Consider the following 21,284-nt stretch of genomic DNA (forward strand, 5'->3'; position numbering starts at 1 on the left):
GCCCCACGCAGCTCGGGTGGGGCGGCCGGCTTCCTCTTCGAGCACTGTCAGAGCGAGTGGCTCAACATCCACGTGTAGATGTCATGGCCCGCTGAGCCGCTGTAGGTCCGGGACCAGGAGTCATGCCCCACGCCCTGATACAGCGTGAGCTGGGCCGGCGGGTTCGCAGCGGGATTGCAGACGTTGTTGAGCTTGTTGACGGGTTCGATGGACCCCCACTGGGACACGGTTCCATCCGCTGTGCCATGGAAGGCCCACACCGGCACGTTCCACATGTTGCAGATGGCAATCCCGTTGCCATTCCCCGCGATGGGGACGATGGCCGCAAGCTTCTGGGGAAAGGCCACCGCGTAGGACCAGGTGACGACGGCCCCCGCCGAGAGCCCCGTCAGATAGACGCGGTTCGGGTCGACGCGATAGCGGCGCTTGGCGAACTCGATGATGCCGTCGATCTCACTGTTCCCCCACCAGGCATTGAACCGCTGGGGCGAGATGAGGATGAACGGGAAGTGGCGTCCATTCCGGATGAGGAGAGGCGGCGCGGTGACCCCCATGAGCTTCTCGAGACCGGCGGCCGTGGCCGTCCCATCACCCTCCTGCCCCAGGCCTCCCAGGAAGATCACCAGCGGATGGGTCGCCTCGGGATTGTCGTCATAGCCCTGCGGCAGGTACTCCCAGTAACCGTAGTTGATGCCCGGTACGGTGGTCCTGGGACGCGCCAGGATCTGCCCCTGCGCGGCCAACGAGCCCTGCGCGAAGAGCAGGACCCAACCCAACAAGATGCGCTGCGATGTCGACATGGCGACTCCTCTCCAACTACGGGGGGGGAGTAGATACTTTAGTTACCAAGTTGCATTTCCGCCATGGATACGCTCACTGCGCGGCGCGGGCGCGCCAGATGAGCTCGCCGCCCGGGCGGACCGGGCCGCCGTCGAACGACCCCTGGAGCGCCTCCACCGTGAAGCCGGACCGATGCAGCAGGTGCTCGAACTCCGAGCGGAAGATGAAGCGGCTGGTGATTCTCCGATACATCCGCCCCACCACCCGCCCGGAGGGCTCCAGCTCGTCGTACACGAGACAGCGGGTGAAGCACTGGCTCACGGGGTCCCCCGTCACGCTGGCCCACTCGACGAGCGGGTTGCCCGTCACCGGATGCGAGACGACGCCCCCCGTCTGCTTCAGCAGCCCCCGGGACGGGCCGTCATTGCCGAGCAGCTCGGCTACCAGCCGCGACGGCTCGAAGAAGTTGAGCACGAGCCGCCCGCCCGGCAGCAGGTGCCGGCGGATGTTGGTGAGCGCCGCGAGCTGCTCCTCCACGGTCAGCAGGTGGAGGAAGGTGCGGAAGGGCACGGTGATGAGCGCGAAGCGCGCGTCGAGCGAGAACGACACCATGTCGCCCTCGCGCAGGTCGACCCGCTCCCGGAGCGGCGGGGGCAGGGCCTGGACCCGGTCGCGGGCCCGGGCGAGCATCGCCGCCGAGCGGTCCAGGCCCGTGACGCGCGCGCCGGCCTCCACCGCCGGAATGAGGAGCCGCCCGGTGCCGCAGCCCAGCTCCAGGCAAGGACCCCTCGCTCGCCTGGCTTCCTCCACGTAGAAGGCGACGTCTTCCCGGTAGCTCTCGCAGACGACGTCATAGAGGGCTGCATCGTCGGTGTAGTCGAAGCTCACGGGACACCTGGCGCGCTCACGCGCCGAACGCGACGGGAATGAGGTGCGGGCACCGCTGGGTGGCCTGGGGCTTGTGGACGACGTCACCGCTCAGGCGCAGGTGCGGTGCGTGCTCGATGAGGCTGGACAGGGCCAGCCGCACCACCGCCTTGGCCAGCAGACCGCCCACGCAGGCATGAATGCCCCAGCCGAAGGCCAGGTGGGGGTTGGGCTGACGATCCAGGACGAGCATCTCCGGCCGGGAGAACGCCTCCGGGTCCCGGTTGGCGGAGCCGAGCAGCAGCACCAGTCCCTGCCCCCGGGCGATGCGGACCCCGCCGAGCTCCACGTCCTCGGTGCACACGCGGCCGGTGGCCTGCACTGGACCGTCATACCGGAACAGCTCCTCCACCGCCGTCTCCAGGAGCGCCGGGTCGCCCAGCCGGGACAGCTCCACGCCGTGGCGCAGCAGGGAGAGGATGGAGCTCCCCACCGCGCTGTACACGGAGGTGTAGCCGGCATGGAACACGACGCGCATGCTGTTCATCAGCACGCCGTGAGGCATCCCGGCGGCCGACTCGGAGCGCGCCAGGAACCCGAGCATTCCACCTGCCGGAGGAGGCTCGAACCAGCTCGCAATCAGCGCGCTCAGGCCCGCCCTGGCGGCGGCGCCGGGGGCCGCTCGCTCCGGCGCGAGGCCCGCGTCCATGCCGCGGATGATGGCGTCCGACATCTCTCCGAAGGTGGCGGGGTCCGGCGCGGGGACGCCGAGGAAATCACAGACGGCATGGAGTGCGAGCGGCGCCGCGAAGCGGGTCATCAGCTCTCCCCCACCCTCCGCGCGAAGCCCGGCGAGCAGGCGATTCGCGTGCAGGTAGGCCCTGCGCTCCACCGCCGCCAGGTCCTGGGCGCGGTAGGCACTCACGAGCAGCCCGCGCAGCTCGCCGTGCTCTGGCGGGTCCATGGATTGGATGCTCACGCTGTGCTCGGGCACCGCCGCGCCAACCCGGCGCCAGTCGGCGGCGAAGCGGCGCGAATCCTTCAGGACCTGGAGACACTCCGCGTGCCGGGTGAGCAGCCAGGAGTTGAGCCGCTCATGCCACATCACCGGCGCCAACGCCCGCACTCGGGCATAGACGGGGTACGGGTCTCGCAGCGTCTCGGGGTGCAGGGGCTCGAACTCGGCGGCAATGGGCACGGGGGCTCCTCGCGGGGGCGTCCAGGCGGAACGTCAGGCATTGACCGGAGGGACCCAGACCCAGCGACAGCGCCGGGTCCAAGTCTTTGCAATGCTTCAATATCAGTGGAGGTAGTTCATTGTCGTTTCTCCTTTCCTTGCACTCGCTTTCGGAGCGCCATGGAAAGGAAACAAAAGACAAGCAAAGTGTCAACGAGCAATTCAGGCATTTCGCGCAAAGCCATTTATTTGGGCTTGCTGCACGTCAATCTCTGGCGCCGCGCCAAAATTCCACCGCCGTTGATGCAATCTGATTGCACCTGCCGGCGAGTGTCTTGAACCGGGCAGTCGTGGGGAGCAGGCAGCGCGGATGGCGGATTCACATCTTGTCCAAGACACGGTAACCAGGACGCGGCACTATCGCGCGCTCTTCTCATCCGGGGGTTTCATGGGACAACCTGCTTCACTGACGGTCAGGCCTCAGACGTTGATTGCGGTGCGGGACGTGAAGGCCAGCAGCGCCTGGTACCAGACCTTGCTGGGAGTCCGCTCGGGGGGCGATCCGGACCATCCCCATCGTCTCGTCTACAACCGGCTCCTGAGTGGGGACACCCTGGTCCTCCAGCTGCACCGCTGGGATGCCGAGGAGCACCCCAACCTGGTGGGGCCCGACCGGGCACCCCATGGCCATGGCGTCCTTCTCTGGTTCGAAGTCGACGACTTTGATGCGGCCGTGGACCGCGCCAGACGTCTGGGCGCTCGGGTCCTCGAAGAGCCGCACGTCAACCCAGCGCCGCAGCACCGGGAGATGTGGCTCCAGGACCCGGATGGCTATGTCGTCGTCCTCGCCAGTCCAGACGGAGAGGCAGAAAGCGGGTCGCCGAGGTGATGCCCGCCGGCTCCTCGTGACGGCAGGGCCGCGCGTCATCGTTCCACCGTCAGAAGTACTCGGGATGCTCGGTGGCCAGCATCTCCTCCAACGCGCTTACGTCCTTCAGCAGGTGGTGGCCTGGCGCGATGTTCCTCGCCGCGTCCCAGCACAGCCAGGCCGCGCCCATGTCCCAGTCCGAGACGCAGATGTATCCCAGGTCCTTGTAGGCCCCCGTGAAGTATGGATTGGCCTCGATGACCTTGAGCAGCAGCGCTCGCGCCTCCTGGGACTCCCCGAGGGCACGGCGGGCCCCGGCCTCGAGGCTCATGAGGACGTGCGCGTGGCGTCCCGCCACCGCACGGAGCGCGACGAGCGCCGGGGCCATCGCGCTGGCCTCCTCCTTGTTGCTGGGAGGCCGCGACATGACCTCCCGAAAGCGGCGCACGTCCGCGTCCGGGATGTGCTGAATGGCGTCTCCCAGCCCCGGCACCGCCTCACCGGTTTGCAACGTCAGCTCGAAGAACGCGAGCACGCTTTCGAGCATGCGGCCCGCGTCCACGGACTCCTTCGCTTCCGTCTGTCGCCGCTCCCGCACCTGGGTGCTGTCCGGGGCGTCGCCGAACGTCACGCGCTCCAGCGTGGCGTCGTCCGGCAGCCCCGGTCTTCCCCGCACTACGCGGCGGTAACCTTCGAGTGGTATCCCGGTGTCGGGCACGTCGGCGGCGGACAGGAGCCGCAACTTGACGATGTCCCGGGGAAAGCCGCGCATCTCCTTGGCGCCGTATTGGATTTCGCGCGGCACACGGCCCTCCGAGGCAAGCCGCTCGAGGATGAGCGGATGGCCGCCGTAGCGGTAGCGGAGGAACTGAACGAACCGCCTGCCCAGGTCGGGCTCGACGCGGGGGCCGTCATCCGAGTACGCGAGCAGCCGGCGTCCCTCCGCGGTGGCATACACCGTGTACCCCGCTTCGGATTGCACGGAGATGTCGCTCGGCTTCTTCGGCCCGGAGAAGGCGGACCGCAGGAGTCCGCCGAGCCCGGTGCGCCTCGGAGCCGGCGCCTCCGCGAGCGTCCGTACCCGCGCCTTGTCGAGCACGGAGAGTTGGTGCTCCATGACGACGGGCTCGAAGTCCGAGGCGTCGCCCTGGCCGGCCGCGATGACGGCGCGGACATGCTCGCGGTTGGATAGCTCGAAGTGCCGGAAGCAGATGCCCGAGTAGAGCGACCCCTCGACGTACGTCCGAGCGCTCTCGTCGAGATCGATGCGCCGCCGACGAGCGAAGTCCAGGAACACCTCCTGCTTCTCGGGCTCGCGGTCGCCATTCCAGCCACGTCGCAGCCGCACCTGAACCTCAAAGGTCCGCTCAGGAACAGGGGGCGCATCAGGACTGTTCCTTCCGCCGGACTCTGTGACTTGCAAGCTCAGGTCGAGACCCATGCGCTCCCTCGTGAGTGATTCGCGGAGGCGACTCCAAGGATGGCCTCCACGCTCACGCCATCATACTCACGGCCCACCGAAGGCGGTCGGCGTCTCACGCAGATCTTCCGGTCCGCATGGGCCACCATCCAATTCGTCGCAGAAGAGCAATGCCTGGCGTTGCCTTGGAATGGGGACACGGCCTCTACACCGGCCGGGAGCACAAGTCGGGCGCTGGAGCAGCTGGCTATGGATTGTCGTCCCGAGCCCCGGGGCCCGAGGTGGCAGGCCGTTGCGGAGTCATGACGGGTTGATAGCACTCGCTCCTGTATTCAACGCCGCCCCAATCATCACAGTCCTTCAGGTCCACGGGCAGCTTCGTCCAACAAGCGCCGTTGATGGCGACCTGCACCTTGCCGGGACAGCGCCCCTTGCCGTCCGGGCGCCGCTGTCCTGGGAAGGGCTTCGGTGGCACGTCTACCGCGATGGATGCCCACACGAAGGGGGCTCGCTCGGGCTCCACCGGTGCCGTCAGTGCAGTGTCCCCGACGGCCACGGTGCCGGCATCACTTTCCTCTTCCTGCTCCGCGACGTGAGCCGTCTCGGGCTCCTCGGAGCGACTCACGCTCAGCAGCCCCCCGGCGCTCAGCGCCAGTGCGCCTCCGAGGCCGGCGGCCGCCAACCAGGGCCACCTCCGCATGCGAGGAGGGCGCCGCACCGTGACGCGCTGGGGGCTGGGAAAGAGGCCCGCTGGCCTCGGCTCTTCTCCAGTGAAGAGCGGCACATCCGCTCCGCGTCCCGCGCGGCGCGCGGCCTTCTCGAGCGCTTCCGCCACCTGCCGCGCGCTCCCTCGCGCCTCCGGACGGGGCGAGAGCATCCGCGACACCAGTGCACTCAGCTCCGGAATGCATCGGGGGTTGCTGACTCGCGCCGTCCAGGACTCCATCTCCTCGGGGTCCCAGAGCCAGACATCCTCCTCCCACGGGTGCGCCGACGGTGGGTACTTCCCAGTGACGAGTCGATAGGCCGTGACTCCCAGCGCGAAGAGGTCATCCGCGGGCCCCGGCGGATACGGGACAGCCGGGGGCTTGCGGGCCGGGGGCTTGCTGGAGCCCAGGACGAAACTCCACGCCTCGGGCGCGCGGTAGGCCGGAGTGCCGGGAGGAAACAGGTCCCAGGTCAGCGTGGGGGCCCCCAGGTGGTGTCCGGAGCCGAAGTCCATGAGGAAGGCCAGGCCATCTGCCCGCCGGATGCGGATGTTCTCACCCTTCACATCGCGGTGGAGGCCGCCAGCCGCATGGGTGGCGTCCAGGGCTCGGGCCAGCCGGGCAAGAAGCTCAAGCACCTGTCGCGAAGACGGGCGCTGTGCCTGGGCCCACTCATACAGCGGCAGGCCCTCCAGCCAGTCCATGACGAGCCAGGCGTAGGACACGCCCTCCCGGGGCTGCCAGTGGCCATGGTCCACCAGTCGGGGAACGGCGGGGTGGCGGATGCGCGAGAGCAGCTCGGCCTCACGCGCGAAGCGCGCATCCCCCGGGCTCACGGCCAGCTTGAGGGCCACGGCGTCGGCAGTCTGCTGCTCGTCGCGCACCGCGCGGTAGACGACGCCGTAGGTGCCCCGGCCGCGCTGCTCCAGCAGTCGCCACGGGCCCAGTCGCGTCCCGGGGGGCAGTCTTGCCGGATTGAGGTCGTCAAACTCCATGAGTTACCTCGTGAGGCGGTCCGCACCGCGCACGAGCAGACTACTCGCGAGGTAGGTGAACTCCAACGTCATCCGGTAGGTGGACGAACGAGGGCATCAAGCGCGTCATCGCGCGCTTCCTCATTTCGGCTTGAAGCGGCGGTGCCTCGCGGTGGCGACGCCCGCCGGCCGTCCGCGCCCTGCGACGTTTGGCGCCGGATTTCGACCGCTGGCCTCAATCGGCCCGCCGCCCTCGCGCGGGGGTGCCACCTTGTCTCTGCTTCATAGGGGGCCCGACACCACCGAGGGTCGGCCCTGATTCACACCGTGACCCTTTCCCTCATCGACAACGGAGACACGCCCATGCGAACCGCGACCCCCAGCACCGCGTACCGGGCCGCCCTTGGCCTCGCTCTCTTCGCCTCGCTCAGCCTCATCTGGCTGAGCCTCGGCGTCGGCATCATCGGCGCGGACGGCGACCGCACCAACCTGCTCTACGGCGGGGTGCTGCTCGTGGGCCTCGCCGGTGCCTTCATCGTGCGCCTGCGCGCGGCCGGCATGGCACGCACGCTGGTCGCGATGGCCTTCACGCAAGCCGCGATCGCCGTGCTCGCGGTGCTCGCCGGCTGGGGGCTGCCGTGGAGCCCGCCGGTCGAGCTCCTGTCGCTCAACGCTGGTTTCGTCGCACTGTTTCTCGGAGCCGCCTGGCTGTTCCAGCGCGGTGCGCACGGGCGACCCTACCCGAGCCCCGGGAGTCGCCAGGCTGACGGCGTGAGGGGCCCAGGTGGCCAAGGATCTGGACCTGGCCCGCGGTAAGCCGCGCGAACCGTCCGGCTCACTTCGTCGGATCGCCGAGCGTCGCGTTGAGCGCGACGGCTTTGCGCACGAGTCGACGCGCCAGGGCAGCGTCGATCGAGTTGCCATCGCCCAATTCCAGCGTCGCCATCTCGTATTTGCCGCCGGGCTTGAGGCGCGGCTCGATGTCGCGCAATCGCTGCCCGCGCCAGAAACCAAACAACACGCGCCGTTCCTCCGCGCGGATCAACAACACGGGCCCGTTCGACAGATAGACCAGGTGTCCCCATTTCACGACTTCATCGAGTCCGCGCACCGCATGCACGGCGGCCCGCAGATGCTCGACGCAGTCGCGTTGCCAACCAGCGAGTGCGACGACGTAGGCCTCCGGGTTGGCGGCGGGCTTCGACTTCTGCATGGCGGCTCCCTCGACGCGCGGTCGACCGAGCGTACCACTCCCCTACCTCGGCGATCCGGAGTATCAGGGACAGAGCCGCTCGACCGACTTGATCCGCACCGCTCCGTCGACGTTCGGGTCGTTTGTCTGGTCGCCGATGGCGATGGTGCCGTTCATCGTGAAGTTGTTCCGCGTGAGCTTCGCGACGCCGTCGATGCTCACCGTCGCCACCTTCGCCGCATCCACCGCGAGCTCGTAGACATGATACGCGCCGTCGGTCACCGAGAACGCCGCGGACTGCGTGTCGTCCGCCCAGCCAATCGCCGCGCTGTCGAGGTAGATCATCTGCGAACGATCCGTGCTGTTGCCGAACGGCGACGTGAAGCTCCCCATGATGGCCGCGCCGCTGTCGAGCGAGTTGTGGGTGCTCGCCGACTCGACCTGCATCGTCACGTGGATCTTGAACGGCTTCGTTCCGTCGAACGAGTTCGCCCGCGTGATGAGTAGCTGCCCGCTCGTCCGCCCGCCGCTGTTCGTCGACGTCGCGAGGCGAACGTAGTCCGCGCCGTACGTGAGCGTGTTCGGCGTCTGCGCGACCGTCGTCCAGCCTTGCGCCGTGATGTCGTCGCCGCCGACCAGCAGCGGAACGCTCGCGCGCGCCGTCCACTTCGTCGTCGACGTCGCAGGCACGCACGTCTCGCAGGCGTTCGCCGGATTCGGCGCACCTGCGGCGTAGACCGCGCCGTCGATGAAGCACTTCGGGCTACACACGCCGGCCGAGCAGACCTGTCCCGGGTTGCACTGCGTCCCGTCCGCGCGTTGCGTCCACGTGGTCGCTGACGTCGCCGGCGTGCACTGTTCGCAGGAATTCGCCGCGTTCACCGCCCCGGCGGCGACCTGCTTGTCGTCGATCTGACAGAGCGCGACGCAGACGCCGCCCTCACAGGCCTCGCCGGTCGCGCAGGCCATGTCGCAACCACCGCAGTGAGCCGGGTCGCTCTCGGTGCTCACGCAGGAGCCGCCGCACAGCGCGACGCCGACGCTGTTGCACATCACCGGCACAGACGCATCGGGTGTAGGGACGGGGCGGGAGGTGGAATCTTCGCCGCAAGCAGCTACGAAGCCGAGCACGACGATGCAGGAGAGAGCGGCAGAGCGAATGGAGACCATGGAGCCTGCCACCTTACGCGCCCCCACGCCCGCGCGACATGTGATTTCCCGACGGCAGCGCGGCCCACTGCCGAGCTCACCGGTCGGGCAGGTCCTGACCCCGGTCAATCATCGCGACGAGGTTGGCGAGCACGCGGCGCAGCAGGGCGTGGAGCGTCTCGATTTCGGCGCGGGAGAGGCCGGCCGTGGCCTCGCCATTGGAGAGCTTGAGGAGGTCGAGTGCCTCCGGCAGCAGCTTCCTGGCGCGGGCGCTGAGGCTGATGCGGGTCGCCCGCCGGTCGCGCGGGTCGGGGGACCGCTCGAGCAGACCGGCCTTGTCCATCCGCTGCAGCAACGCGGCCGCCGTGGGCTGCTCGACGTGCGTGCGCTGCGCAATCTCCGCCTGGGTCAACGCCCCCTCTTCGCCCAGGCAGACCAGGACCGGTATGTGGGCCACCCCGAGCCCCAACGGACGCAGCTGCGCTTCGGCCACGCGCATGAATGCCCTGGCCGTCCGGGTGACGAAGTAGCCGGTGTCGCGATCGATGTTCATTCACTTGCCATCCTGACACATAGCCTGCTATCCATTTAAATAGCAGGCTATGCATCTGCCTCTACCAAGGGAGAAGCGCTGATGATGCTCATCACCGGAGCCACCGGGCAGCTCGGGTCCGCCGTCGTTCGCCGTGTGCTGGAGCGCACCGCCGGCGCTGACGTCGCCGCGTTGGTCAGAGACCCGAGCAAGGCCGTCGACCTGGCGGCACGTGGCGTCTCTGTCCGGGTCGGCGACTACGACGACACCGCCGCCCTCGACCGCGCCATGGCCGGCGTCGACCGCGTCCTGCTCATCGCGGGCAACGACCCCCAGCGCCGGGTGCAGCAGCACCAGCACGTCATCGACGCGGCCCGGCGCGCTGGCGTGGGGCTGTTCGGATTCGCCAGCCGGTCGCTGAGGGACATCCACACCTCGAAGAACACGCTGATGGGCGACTACTTCGAGACCGAGGAGCGCATCCGGCGCAGCGGGCTCCCCCACCTGTTCTTCCGCAACGCCCTGTACCTCGACACCGTCCCGCTCTACGTCGGTGGCGCGCGTGTCTTGGACACCGGCGTCCGCCTGCCGGCCGGAAGCGGCAAGGTCGCCTACGCCCTGCGCCGCGAGATGGGCGAGGCCCTCGCCAACGCCATGCTGGACCACGGTGGCGCGGACCGTACGTACGTCGTCTCCGGGCCGCGGGCCTACACCTTCGACGACGTGGCGTCCGCCCTCACCGAGGTGTCAGGCAGGAGCGTCCGCTACACGCGGATTTCCGACGACGAGTACGTCGCGAACGCCGTGCGTGCCGGCGTGCCAGAGCACCTCGCCCGCCGGTTCCTCGGCTTCTACTCCGACATCCGCGACGACCAGCTGGACGAGACGAGCTCCGACCTCGCGACACTGCTCGGCCGCGAGCCCGCCACCCTCCCGGAGGGGCTGCGCGAGGTCTTCAAGCTCTAGCAGGCGGTGAAGCCTGGCCCTAGGACTACTTGAGCAGATCCGCGACGGTCCGAGAGGAGGAGCGCGGGAGTGGTGGGCTGGGCGATGGGCGAGGGAATCGACCGGGGCCTCGTCCTGTGCGCACTCGACATGGCATTGCTCGGCCGCCCTGCGCCCGCGCCGCCGACCAGGCCGCGTACCTGGGCGTGGCGGTGGAAGGTCCGTACAAGCCGGAGCACTACCGCTACGGATCGCTACCGCGACGGCAGCAACGAGAACGGGCGCCTCGGCGCCCGTTTCTTTGTCCACTGGATGGCTGTCAAAGCGCCAGGTGCTCCCGCAACTCCCGCGCCTGCCGCCGCGACACTTCCACTTCGCTGCCATCCTTGAGTTTCAGCACGTAGCCATCGCCCACCGACAGTTCCACGCCGCGCACCGCTTCCACCTGCAGGTCCTGGAACGTCTGCGGCGTGGCGGCATGCGCGGAGTGCCAGAGTGCGAACGATAGGGCGAAGCCGGCGGCGAAGAGGCGGAAAGCGAGGCGGAAGGCGGACTGAAAGACCCGTTGCATGGCGGGCTCCTTGCGTTGGGGTGTTGCCAAAGAGTGGCCGCCCATGAGCGCCTGCGCAGGAAATAGATGACGAGTGGCCGCAGTCGATGGCGGACGGCTGCGCACCGGGATGAACGGCCCAGCTCCCGGCCGGTCAATTCTTGTCTCCTATGATTGGACTGCCGTACTTCCCGTCGTGCGGCAGGAGACGTCGTGCAAGCTTCTGGGGGCATTGGCGGGGCTTCCTTCCAGGCCTATGTCTCCGCGCCAGTCCACCTGCATTTCCGGACGGAGGAAGCCTGATGCCACGAGCATCCACGTATCTGTCTCTGGCTCTTGCCCTGGCGCTGTTGGCGGGCTGCTCCGCTACTTCGCCTGACACCGGCTCGGCGCGGTTCGCTGTCGCCGCGCCTCAGGCTCTCGCCTCTGGCATCACCCGCGTCGCCGTGACCTCCCGCGGTCCGGATATCCCTTCCGTGACAGTGGACCTGACCCTCACGAATGGCGTCTGGGGAGGAATCATCGGCAACATCCCCGTGGGCGACGACCGGTCCTTCCAGGCTCAGGCCTTCGATGCCGCGGGCACGCTGCGCTTCGAGGGCTTCTCCCCCAGCGTCACCATCTTCAGGAACCAGACCCTCCTCGTCGCCATCACCCTCCAGCAGCTCAATCCTCCGCCGCCCTTTGACAATGAGGCCCCGGTCATCGACTCCCTGGTGGCCTCGCTCACGACCTTGCCCGCGGGCGGCAACATCCGCCTGGTGGCCACGACGCATGACCCCAACCCGGACGACACCCTCTCCTTCACCTGGACCGCCACCGCGGGCGAATTCTCCGACCCCTCGGAAGCGACTACACGGTGGGATGCACCTCAGTTCACCGGCATTCAAACCCTCACCTTCACCGCGACGGACTCGCGAGGCCTGTCCTCCAGCGTCGCCCTGGAGGTGAATGTCATTCACGGAGTCGGGGAGGGCGAGGCGCAGTTGCTCATCTCCTTCAACAGCTCACCGGCGGTGGCCTCCATCAGTGCCACCCCCACGCAACTGGCCGTCGGGCAGACGGTGGCTGTCTCCGTCTCCGCTTCCGACCTGGATGGTGACAGCCTCCTCTACAACTGGAGCGCCACCTGCGAAGGCTCCTGGATTCAGGACGCCTCCAGCCCTTCTGCCTCGTTCACCCCGTCGAGCCTGCCCGCTGGCGCCTGCAACAACTGCGTCCTGACGGTCTCTGTTTCGGATGCGCGCGGAGGGCAGACCACGGGCACTGTCGCCCTGTGTGTTCGTGACACGCCCACTCCCCCTCCCTTCCCTCCTGTCATCATCCGCTCCTACCGCTCCTCGAACACGGCCACGCCGGGCCAGGTGCTCACCTACGAGGTGGTGGCCAGTGATCCGCGGGGCTTCGCGCTCACCTTCTCCTGGGAGGCCAGCATCGGCACGTTGGGCACACCCGACACCGGCGACTCCCGCAGCCGCATCACCTGGGCCGCCCCCTCCTGTGTCAATGCCGGCACGCTTCCGGTCATCACTGCCACCGTCACCAACGCCTCCAACCTCACGGACACCCATACCTTCACGGTGAGGGGGCTGCCGTCCTGCGTCGGCCCGAGTTGGGTCCTGACGGGCACCCTGGCTGAAGCCCGCAGCCGTCACACGGCGACGCTGCTGATCGACGGCAGGGTGCTCGTCGCCGGGGGCTCTGGCCCTGATGTCCCGTTCCTCGCGACGGCGGAGGTGTATGACCCGGCTTCGGGGACCTGGGGCCCTGCCGGCTCCATGAGCCAGGCACGTGCCGACCACACGGCGACGTTGCTGCCCGACGGCAAGGTCCTCGTCGCCGGGGGCTTTGGCCCTGATGTCCCGTTCCTCGCGACGGCGGAGGTGTATGACCCGGCCACCAATACCTGGAGCCCTGCCGGCTCCATGGCAGAACCTCGCGTCAGGCCCACTGCGACGCTGCTGCCCACCGGCAGGGTGCTCGTCGCGGGGGGATTCGGCTCATTCGACGCCGTCGCGACGGCGGACTTGTATGACCCGGCCTCGGGCACCTGGAGTCCCGCCAGCTCCATGGCAGGCGCCCGCTACGACCACACGGCGACACGGCTCCTCGACGGCAGGGTGCTCGTCACGGGGGGAAGCACCAATCCTCTCGGTGGTATCGGGACGGGTGAGCTGTACGATGCGGCCTCGAACACTTGGAGCCCTGCCGGCCCGGTTGCGGCACCCACCCGTCACACCGCGACGCTGCTGCTCGACGGCAGGGTGCTCCTTGCCGGGGGCGCCGATGACGCCTTCGGGATCGTCTTGAGCGCGGCGAAGCTGTACGACCCGCTCACGAACACCGCGAGTCCTACCGGCTCCCTGGTCGAGGCCCGCCAGAGTCACACGGCAACGCTACTGCTCAACGGGCAGGTGCTGGTCGTGGGGGGGACACTCGTGGGGGGCACAGCGGAGTTGTACGAGCCGGCCTCGGGCACCTGGAGTGTTACTGCGTCCTTGACCGAAGCTCGCTCGTTCTCCACGGCGACGCGGTTGCTCGATGGCAGGGTGCTCGTCGCGGGAGGAATCGCCGCGGGCCAGGTGCTTGGAACGGCGGAGCTGTACCCGTCCGGGCCCTGACGCGCTCCGCGGTGCAAGTGCTCACGGGCCAGCAGTCCTACAAACCCACGGCGCGTGCGTTCTGGTGGCGGGCGACAGACGTGCGGCCGCCACGCCCATCACTCGTGGGCACCACCCCTGGGCTCGGGGGTGAGCGCGCGGCGGATGACCGGGAGCAGGTCGGTCGCACCGAGCGCGTCCAGGGCCAAATCCCATCGCCCCTCGGCGCACAGGCCACTCAGGCCTCCCTCCTCGTACGCTTGCCGGGCCGCGGCCTTCAGCGCGTCGCGCACCGCCTCGGCGACCGCGCGCCCTGCCTCGTCACAGCGTTTGCAGTCGAGCTCGACTCCCAGCCGGCTGCGCCTCCCTTCCTCCGTGAGGACCCAGGGGCGCACCATCCAGGGCGGGTCATGGCGCACGTGCTGCCGGTGGCCACATTCGAGGTCGGCAACCCAGTGGTCTTCCCGGTCGAGATGGAAGCCTGTGATTTTCTGATTCATCGGTTCGTTGCCTGGCTCCGTGGCGTCGGCACGTCCGCGGGCAGGATTCCTCCTGCTTCAATTCCACCCAGAGAGCGGGAGGGATGGGCTCCGCCATCAGCCGGGCATTCTCGCGCACCTTCTGGGCGAGTCCCAGGCAAAGGGCCAACCAGGAAAGCTCATATTCCAAGACTTGCTGTGCTATCTGCCTGGCCATGCGAAGGCTGACTTGCACGCTGCTGCTGGCGTTGATGGTTGGGAGCGCCGGCTGTGGCTCGGCCACGGTGAGCAGCAGCGGAAAGCCCGCCACGGCGAGGTGGGTGGGCCCGGCCATGCCGGGCCCCGGAGGCGGCACCGTCAAGACGGTCATCTACTACGGGCCCTGGCAGTGCAATGCCGAGTACATGAATCGGTGCCAACGGCGCTGCGCTTCCGAAGGGCACACGTTGAAGGGGTGTATCTGGCTGGCCGACGTGAAGGGTGACTGCAGGGACGCTTCGCATTCCTGCCGGCGGAGGCGGGCGGGCGCGTAGCCCTCACCCACTGCTGTTGTGACTACCCCACGATTACTGACGTCCAGGCACAGCGAACCCTCTGGAAGAACGCCCGAGAAGGATTCCGCAACCAGTGGGGCCGCGAGTTCGGAGAATGGCCGAAAAGCGGCGGGGACCACTGGCCGGGTCACCACATCTTCGACCTGTGGCACGGAGGCGACCCGACTGCTCCAGGCAACGTGCTTCCGGTTCCTCTCGAGGTGCACAAGGGCATCAACGACGCCTACCCCGCGTGCTACGCGGGGGGCGCCCAGTGGTCAACCGTCGGATTCGACAGGCCCTACGTGGATTGAGCATGACGATGGAGAGCCTGCTCGCTGAAATCACGCGGTCTCACTTCCCCAATGCGCCCGCGAAGCCCGCGCAGGTCGCGGCATTTGAGGCGCGCGTGGGGTGGCGACTCGACCCCGACCTTCGCGCATTCTACCTGCATTGCGATGGGGCCACCCTGTTCCGCCCGCGGCCGGACGCGGACTACCGCATCCTGTCGCTCGCCGAAATCCAACGCGCCCGCGTTGAGCTGCGAGGACAGGACGACGACTCAAAGGGCTCCGCGTCCTGGTACACGCTGCTGTACCTCCAAGACTCGGACTACGTGCTCGTCGACGTGTCTCGGCAGAAGGACGGGCGGTACCCGCTGCTGGACGCCTACCATGAGACGTACCCGCTCGAAGTCCGGCAGATTGCGGCATCCTTTGGCGAGTTCCTGGAGCGGGCGCTCAGCAGCGGCAACCAGTTCTTCTGGCTGAAGGAGTAGAGCGCCAGCGCGGAGCTGGCGCCCTCCCCTCCACGCATCAAGCCGCGCGGCTCAGTGCGCCGGAGGCGGGGCGGCCGGCTCCAGGCCTCCGGGGCTCTCCCATGGGGGGCCTTCCACTGGCAGCTCGATGATGAAGGTCGCCCCGGCGCCCTGCTGGCTCTCCACGCGGATGTGCCCCCCGTGGCTGAGGACGATGCTCTGCGCGATGTAGAGCCCCAGCCCCAGGCCACCGTAGTGGCGCACCGACACCGCGCGCTCGAACCGGTCGAAGATGCGCGCCTGGTCCTCCTCCGCGATGCCCACCCCATGGTCCCTGACGCTCAACCACGCGGTGCCCTGCCGCTGGCCCACCTCCACTTCGATGGGCCTGCCAGCCCCGTACTTGAGGGCATTGCCCAGCAGGTTGCTCAACACCTGGTCCAACCGCGCCGGGTCCCACCGCCCCACCACCGGCTGCTCCACCTCCAGGGAGATGACGGTGCCGGCGGCCCGGCACTCCTCGGAGAGCCGTTGGACAGCCTCCCGGAGGAGGGCCACGAGGTCCACCTCCTCCAGGTCCAGTTGGAGCTTGCCGCTGGTGATGCGGGAGACATCCAGGAGGTTGTAGATGAGCGTCTCCAACCGCCGGAGCTGCTTGCTGATGAGACCGAGGTCCCGCTGGAGCAGCCCCGTCCCCTGGTCCGACAAGGTGCCTCGCGCGGCGGCCCGCGTGAGCGACTGGACCTCCAGCTTGAGTGGGGTGAGCGGAGTGCGCAGCTCGTGTGAGGCGACGGAGAGGAACTCCTCCCGCACCCGGATGGCCTCCTGTGCCTCCCGCTGCCGGCGCTCCACCTCCACCAGCATGGTGTTGAAGGTGTCGGCCAGAAAGCCAAGCTCGTCGTCGCTCGTCTTCCGGACCCTGACGGAGTAGTCGCCCTTCTCGGCGACCACCCGCGCCACCTCCGCCAGCGCGAGGATGCGCCAGGTGATGAGGCGCTGCAGCAGGAACGCCAGCCCCAGCGAGAGCCCGGCCACCCCCACCGCCACCAGCAGGATTCCCAGGAGATAGGCGTTGATGCGGGCCTGGAGCGCAACGGTCGACGCCTGCAGGCGCAGGCTGCCGTAGCGCACGCCCCCGTGGATGACGGGTTGGACGACGTTGAGGTGGTCGGCGTCCAGCCGCACCCACCGCCCCTCCGCGGGAAGGGCGGGCAGCGGGATGGCTCCAGGGACACCCGGACGTTGGTAGGACGCGAGTGGGCGGCTCCGCGCGTCCTGAAGCTCGGCGAACTCCAGCTCCGGGAGCGAGGCCAGCCGCGCGAGGGTCTGCAGCGCGGCCACCTCGTCCTGGAAGGCGAGCGCCGCGGCGCTGTACTCACCGGCGACGGCCGCGGCCAGCGACGTCGTGGAGATGAGGTCCTCGCGGAAGGCACGGATGTCCCTCGCGGCGACGATTCCGAGCCCTGTTCCCATCGGGACGAGCAGTCCGATGAAGAGCAGCACCGTCAGCTTGCTCCGCAGCGAGAGCGCCTCCCAGGACCTCACGGGGGCACCTCCCCGCCCACCACGTGCCCCAGCTGCAGCAACTGGGAGCTGAAGCGCAGTCCGCTGCGCTTCGCCTGCGCCACGTTGATGTCGAAGGTCAGCCGGGTTCCCTCCCGCTTCATGCTGATGTGCGCTCCGCGCTCGGCCAGGCCCGCGGTGTCTCCGACCGTGAGGATGGCCTTGCCCGCGGTGCGCTCCAGGACCTGCGCCAGCGAGTCGGAGGCCTCGGGAGGAATCCAGACCATCGCGCAGCCCTCCACCTCGCCCGGCCCTTGCAGCATCCGGACCTGGATGGAGCGGTCCTTGATGCGGCGGGTCCGGGCCATCCTCGTCAGGTACGGCTCCAGCGGCGTCTGTCCCAGCAGGCAGAGGGCGAAGGGTGACTCCGGACTCTTGAACCCACCCTCCGGCCAGTCGATGAACCGCGTGAAGCGCTCCAGGAACTCGGCCTTCAGCTCCGCCTCGGCGGGAGCCGAAGCCTGCGCCCATGCCACGCCCTGAAGGAGGCCGAAGGCGGCGAGGGCCGGTATGAAGCGGCGCATGGACTGAGACCTCATCGGCGTCCTCCGGCCCCCCGCGACGGCCCCCGAGCACGTCGTGGTGCGCATCATCGGGAAGGATTCAAAGCCTCACCAGGGACTGACCACCCCGGTTGTCCATGGCCAACGGGAGCGCCCTCCCCTTCCGCTGCGCAATGGCGGCTTTCCACCGCTGCCCGGCCCCGCACGTCGCCACGGTTCCAGGTACAGGGCTCCGCCCTGTACGGCGCGCCAGCTTGACTGCGCGGTGAGCAGTCCCATCTTCCGAGCCGAGCCGGGGCGCATCCCGTGAGACGGATGCATGGAGCGCACCATGAAGGCAGTGGCCAGGACTGTGGTCTGCTCCGGCATGGCCCTCCTTGCCCTCATGGGCAGCCCCTCCGTCGCCCGGGAACAGGAGACTCCCACCTCCGAGCAGGAGGAGACGCCGGGGTCGCTCTCCGAGCTGCCCCTCGAAGAGCTCATGCAGGTGGAGATCGTCACGCCCACCAAGCAGCCGCAGCCGCTCGAACAGGCACCCGCCATCGTCTCGGTCATCACGCGAGAGGAAATCGTGACGTGGGGCTACCGGAGCGTCGCCGAGGCGCTCGAGCACGTCCCCGGCTTCTACATCATTCGTGACTTCGTGACACCCAACCTCGGGGTGCGCGGGCTGAGCGCGGGACACCGCTCCTACAACCGCGTCATCAAGGTCCTGGTCAATGGCCAGTCCACCACCTTCCGGGCGGATGGCACCAACTTCCTCGGGCTCGAGTTCATCCCCATGCGAGTCATCGAGCGGATCGAGGTCGTCCGCGGGCCTGCCTCCGCGCTCTATGGGGCAAACGCCTACCTGGCCGTGGTGAACGTCATCACGCGCCAGCCTTCCGCGGACGGTCTCGGCGAGCTCACGGCCCGGGTGGGCTACGGTCCGCCCACCGGCGCGGGGGCAGAGGTCCTGCTCCAGCACGCCCGGAAGTCATGGGGCGCGCTGGGCGCCTTCAGATACGGCTACGTCGACCGCTCGGGCTACGAGCTGCCGGCGGTGTCGCCGAACTTCGACACGTTCGCCACCCACGAGAGCGAGGGAGACATCTCGCGCCCCATGTCGGCGTTCGGAGCCTTCGACGTCGAGCCCTCGGACAAGGCGGCGCTTCACTTCCAGGCCCTCTACAACCGCCTGGATGCGTTCGCCGAGTTCCTCGACTTCGGAACGCTGAGCCATGACAACCGCATCGTCGTGGACAACTTCGCCGGCCGGGCGAAGCTCGACCTCGCTCCGACCGAGTGGCTGGAGGCCAGCGCCGCCGTGGGACTCTCCGCGGGCGGCCCGTCGAGCCAAGAGCACCTGAACGCCGGCTCGACGGTGACACGGCCGCGCCGCGACTTCGGCTATCGGGCCATCGACCTCGTGCTCGAGTCGAGCGCACGGACGCGCGGGTACTCCCTGCTCGTGGGCCTCGACGTCATCCGCGACCTGGAGAAGCCGCTCACCGTCTTCACCGTGACGAACGCCGACGGCTCGGAGACCGCGCCGCTCGGCATCCAGGAGGAGGTGCTGTTCCAGAACGTCGGGGTGTACGGCCAGGGCACCGCCCACCCCTTCGAGTCGCTCCCGGGCTTCGGCCTGACGGCGAACGTGCGGTACGACCGGCACAACATCTACGGCGGCGACATGAACTACCACGTCGGCCTCGCGCACGCGTTCACCCCGGAGCTGAGCGTGAAGCTGCGAATCGGCACGTCGTTCCTCGCGCCGAACCCGCTGTACCTCTATGCCCAGCCGCTCTACGCGGGGGACGTCGTCGGCAACCCCGCGCTGCTCCCCGAGACGGCCACGACGAGCGAGGCCCAGGTCCTCGTGACGCCGCACCCCAAGCTCCTCCTGTCGGCGAACGCGTACCTGACGGACACGAACGACACCATCGTGCTGCTTCCGCAGGGCGCGCAGACCGTGCTGCCGGTGAATGTCGGCACGTCGAGGACCCTGGGCGTCGAGACAGAGGCCCGCTGGTCCACTGGGGGACACCACGTCGTCGCGATGCTCCAGGCACAGGATACGGAGGAGGAGCGGGAGGACCCGTTCCTGGGAACCCTCTCGGAGCCGGCCGCCGCCTACCCGCGCTTCCTCGCCGAGCTGGCCTGGACCTGGCGCAGCGGAATCGTGGGAACCGTGGGGCTGCGCGGCCGGTATGTGGGCGCGCGCCGGGCGTCGAGGGGAAACGTCCTGCTCGCCAACGAGCCCTACCTCTTCGACCCCTACGCGCTCCTCGGCGCCATGTGGATGTACGAGTGGAAGCACGCGCGCCTGCACCTCCAGGTCAACAACCTGCTGGACTCCCGCTATGCCGAGCCCGGCTACAACGGCGTCGACCTGCCCGGCCTCGGGCGCGAAGCCACACTGAGCTTCACATGGACACCGTGAGCACGCTCGGACGCGCCGCGCTCCTCGCGCTCGTCCTCGTGGGAGGCTGGGGCTGTGAGCCGCTCGACGCGCGGGAGTACACGCCCGCCGAGGACTCCATCACGCTGGGCGTCATCGAGACACGCATTCCCCGCCGCACGGGGTTCGCGGCGCGCCTGGCCGCCCAGGAAATCAACCTCGCGGGGGGCGTGCTCGGCAGGCGCGTCGAGGTCATCGTGGCGCAGGACAGGCTGTGTGACGAGAACCACGCCCCGGAGGTCGTCCGCGGGCTCCTGGAGCGGGGCGTCGTGGCCGTCGTCGCCGCGACCTGCAGCGCGGCGACGCAGACGGACCTCGACGTTGTCGCACCCGAAGCGGCGAACCTGGTCATCGTCTCGCCCACCTCCTCGTCATCCACCCTCACGGGGCGTCCCAACTTCTATCGCACCATCGCCAATGACAACCGCCAGGGGCCGCTCCTGGCCGACGAGGTCCGCCGCCAGGGCCTGGACTCCGCCGCCATCGTCCACGTCGACGACATCTATGGCACCGGCCTCGCGGACGGCTTCGAGCAGCGCTTCACCGCGCTCGGCGGCAGCATCATCGCCAGGGTGGCCCATCCGACGGGCAAGACGACCGGGTTCACGGACGAGGTCCAGCGCCTCTACGCCGCCGGAAAGCCCCAGGCCATCGTCATCATGGGGTTCTCCGTGGGCGCCGCCGGCCTGTCGCGCGACCTCGTGGCGTCCGCCGACATCAGCGGGGTGAGGTTCTTCGCCTCGGAGGCGGTGTTCGGCCCGGGGTTCCTCACGAGCGCGGACGCCACGGTTGCGCAGGGCATGCAGGGCCTGGTGCCCACGGCGGACCTGGACGACCCGAACAGACAGCGGTTCGTGGAGGCCTACGAGGCCGCCACCGGAGAGAGCTTCGACATCGAAGACTCCGGCCGGCTCCAGCGGACCTACGACGCCATCTACCTCCTGGCGCTCGCCATGACGAAGGGAGGTGGCGCGACCACCCAGGTGATTCGCGACAACCTCATCGCCGTCTCGGGCACGAAGGACGCGCTGGGGATTCCCGTCAACGTCGGCGAGTTCGCGCAGGCGCTGGAGTTGTTGAGCGCGGGGCAGGAGGTCAACTACGAGGGCGCCTCCGGGCCGCTGGACCTGGACGAGAACGGTGAGCCCTTCCGCGGCAGCTATCTGCTCTGGCGTATCGACGGCGGTCAGTTCGTGTTCGACAAGGCCCTGCACTTCCCCTGAGGAGCAGCGGCAGCCTGGAGCAGCT

At 68.7% G+C, this 21,284-nt stretch carries 20 protein-coding genes; 8 read left to right on the forward strand and 12 right to left on the reverse strand.

Annotation, left to right across the window (positions count from 1 at the left end):
- Positions 1-47 precede the first annotated feature (47 nt).
- From G4D86_RS00120 to G4D86_RS00130, 3 genes are all read right to left on the reverse strand, one after another.
- On the reverse strand, positions 48-800 hold the full coding sequence (locus G4D86_RS00120) for a carboxylesterase family protein (RefSeq protein WP_163988019.1): 753 nt from the start codon (positions 798-800) through the stop codon (positions 48-50).
- A 73-nt stretch (positions 801-873) separates the two neighbouring features.
- A complete protein-coding gene (locus G4D86_RS00125) occupies positions 874-1,668 on the reverse strand; it encodes a class I SAM-dependent methyltransferase (protein ID WP_163988021.1) in 795 nt (264 codons plus the stop codon).
- Between the two features lie 16 nt (positions 1,669-1,684).
- Complete coding sequence (locus G4D86_RS00130; protein ID WP_163988023.1) at positions 1,685-2,845, reverse strand: cytochrome P450; 1,161 nt, start codon at positions 2,843-2,845, stop codon at positions 1,685-1,687.
- Between the two features lie 475 nt (positions 2,846-3,320).
- Here G4D86_RS00130 and G4D86_RS00135 point away from each other — a divergent pair, with 475 nt between their 5' ends.
- Positions 3,321-3,713 (forward strand): VOC family protein, encoded by a 393-nt coding sequence (locus tag G4D86_RS00135; RefSeq protein ID WP_240360012.1) that lies wholly within the window; start codon positions 3,321-3,323, stop codon positions 3,711-3,713.
- A gap of 49 nt (positions 3,714-3,762) precedes the next feature.
- Here G4D86_RS00135 and G4D86_RS00140 read toward each other — a convergent pair whose 3' ends face one another.
- Positions 3,763-5,040 carry a hypothetical protein gene (locus G4D86_RS00140; RefSeq protein WP_163988026.1) on the reverse strand — a complete coding sequence of 426 codons (1,278 nt, stop codon included), beginning with the start codon at positions 5,038-5,040 and terminating at the stop codon, positions 3,763-3,765.
- Between the two features lie 319 nt (positions 5,041-5,359).
- Complete coding sequence (locus G4D86_RS00145) at positions 5,360-6,814, reverse strand: serine/threonine protein kinase (RefSeq protein WP_240359961.1); 1,455 nt, start codon at positions 6,812-6,814, stop codon at positions 5,360-5,362.
- A gap of 342 nt (positions 6,815-7,156) precedes the next feature.
- On the opposite strand from G4D86_RS00145, the gene G4D86_RS00150 reads away from it, so the two are divergent.
- On the forward strand, positions 7,157-7,609 hold the full coding sequence (locus G4D86_RS00150; RefSeq protein WP_163988028.1) for a hypothetical protein: 453 nt from the start codon (positions 7,157-7,159) through the stop codon (positions 7,607-7,609).
- Between the two features lie 19 nt (positions 7,610-7,628).
- Here G4D86_RS00150 and G4D86_RS00155 read toward each other — a convergent pair whose 3' ends face one another.
- The 3 genes from G4D86_RS00155 to G4D86_RS00165 all read right to left on the reverse strand — a co-directional run bounded on the left by G4D86_RS00155 (position 7,629) and on the right by G4D86_RS00165 (position 9,687).
- Entirely contained in the window at positions 7,629-8,006 is a 378-nt protein-coding gene (locus G4D86_RS00155; RefSeq protein WP_163988030.1) for a DUF1801 domain-containing protein, read from the reverse strand.
- A gap of 63 nt (positions 8,007-8,069) precedes the next feature.
- Positions 8,070-9,155, reverse strand: coding sequence for a hypothetical protein (locus G4D86_RS00160; protein WP_163988032.1), 1,086 nt, complete (start codon positions 9,153-9,155; stop codon positions 8,070-8,072).
- Between the two features lie 76 nt (positions 9,156-9,231).
- Positions 9,232-9,687, reverse strand: coding sequence for a MarR family winged helix-turn-helix transcriptional regulator (locus tag G4D86_RS00165; RefSeq protein WP_163988034.1), 456 nt, complete (start codon positions 9,685-9,687; stop codon positions 9,232-9,234).
- A gap of 81 nt (positions 9,688-9,768) precedes the next feature.
- On the opposite strand from G4D86_RS00165, the gene G4D86_RS00170 reads away from it, so the two are divergent.
- Positions 9,769-10,632 carry an SDR family oxidoreductase gene (locus G4D86_RS00170; protein WP_163988036.1) on the forward strand — a complete coding sequence of 288 codons (864 nt, stop codon included), beginning with the start codon at positions 9,769-9,771 and terminating at the stop codon, positions 10,630-10,632.
- A 298-nt stretch (positions 10,633-10,930) separates the two neighbouring features.
- On the opposite strand, the gene G4D86_RS52035 is transcribed toward G4D86_RS00170, so the two are convergent.
- On the reverse strand, positions 10,931-11,182 hold the full coding sequence (locus G4D86_RS52035) for a LytTR family DNA-binding domain-containing protein (protein WP_205519411.1): 252 nt from the start codon (positions 11,180-11,182) through the stop codon (positions 10,931-10,933).
- Between the two features lie 455 nt (positions 11,183-11,637).
- Between G4D86_RS52035 and G4D86_RS00180 the strand changes: the two genes are divergently transcribed.
- Complete coding sequence (locus G4D86_RS00180) at positions 11,638-13,782, forward strand: Kelch repeat-containing protein (protein WP_338050578.1); 2,145 nt, start codon at positions 11,638-11,640, stop codon at positions 13,780-13,782.
- A 98-nt stretch (positions 13,783-13,880) separates the two neighbouring features.
- Here the strand turns inward: G4D86_RS00180 and G4D86_RS00185 are convergent, their stop codons facing one another.
- The gene (locus G4D86_RS00185; RefSeq protein ID WP_240359962.1) at positions 13,881-14,261 is read right to left on the reverse strand and encodes a DUF3565 domain-containing protein; all 381 of its coding nucleotides are present in this window, start codon (positions 14,259-14,261) and stop codon (positions 13,881-13,883) included.
- Between the two features lie 194 nt (positions 14,262-14,455).
- Between G4D86_RS00185 and G4D86_RS52495 the strand changes: the two genes are divergently transcribed.
- On the forward strand, positions 14,456-14,773 hold the full coding sequence (locus tag G4D86_RS52495) for a hypothetical protein (protein ID WP_240359963.1): 318 nt from the start codon (positions 14,456-14,458) through the stop codon (positions 14,771-14,773).
- 316 nt (positions 14,774-15,089) lie between these two features.
- Positions 15,090-15,551, forward strand: a complete 462-nt coding sequence (locus G4D86_RS00195) for an SMI1/KNR4 family protein (RefSeq protein WP_240359964.1) — start codon at positions 15,090-15,092, stop codon at positions 15,549-15,551.
- 51 nt (positions 15,552-15,602) lie between these two features.
- On the opposite strand, the gene G4D86_RS00200 is transcribed toward G4D86_RS00195, so the two are convergent.
- On the reverse strand, positions 15,603-17,075 hold the full coding sequence (locus tag G4D86_RS00200; protein ID WP_163988040.1) for an ATP-binding protein: 1,473 nt from the start codon (positions 17,073-17,075) through the stop codon (positions 15,603-15,605).
- The gene (locus G4D86_RS00205) at positions 17,072-17,617 is read right to left on the reverse strand and encodes a YfiR family protein (protein ID WP_163988041.1); all 546 of its coding nucleotides are present in this window, start codon (positions 17,615-17,617) and stop codon (positions 17,072-17,074) included. Before G4D86_RS00205 ends, G4D86_RS00200 begins: the two co-directional genes overlap by 4 nt.
- A gap of 310 nt (positions 17,618-17,927) precedes the next feature.
- Here G4D86_RS00205 and G4D86_RS00210 point away from each other — a divergent pair, with 310 nt between their 5' ends.
- Together G4D86_RS00210 and G4D86_RS00215 are read left to right on the forward strand one after the other, a co-directional pair.
- Complete coding sequence (locus G4D86_RS00210) at positions 17,928-20,018, forward strand: TonB-dependent receptor plug domain-containing protein (protein WP_163988043.1); 2,091 nt, start codon at positions 17,928-17,930, stop codon at positions 20,016-20,018.
- Positions 20,006-21,259: an ABC transporter substrate-binding protein gene (locus tag G4D86_RS00215; protein WP_163988045.1), complete on the forward strand. Its 1,254-nt coding sequence runs from the start codon at positions 20,006-20,008 to the stop codon at positions 21,257-21,259. The genes G4D86_RS00210 and G4D86_RS00215 overlap by 13 nt, the downstream gene beginning before the upstream one ends.
- The last annotated feature ends 25 nt before the right edge of the window (positions 21,260-21,284 follow it).

The organism is Pyxidicoccus caerfyrddinensis, assembly GCF_010894405.1.
GTDB classification, from domain to species: Bacteria; Myxococcota; Myxococcia; order Myxococcales; family Myxococcaceae; genus Myxococcus; species Myxococcus caerfyrddinensis.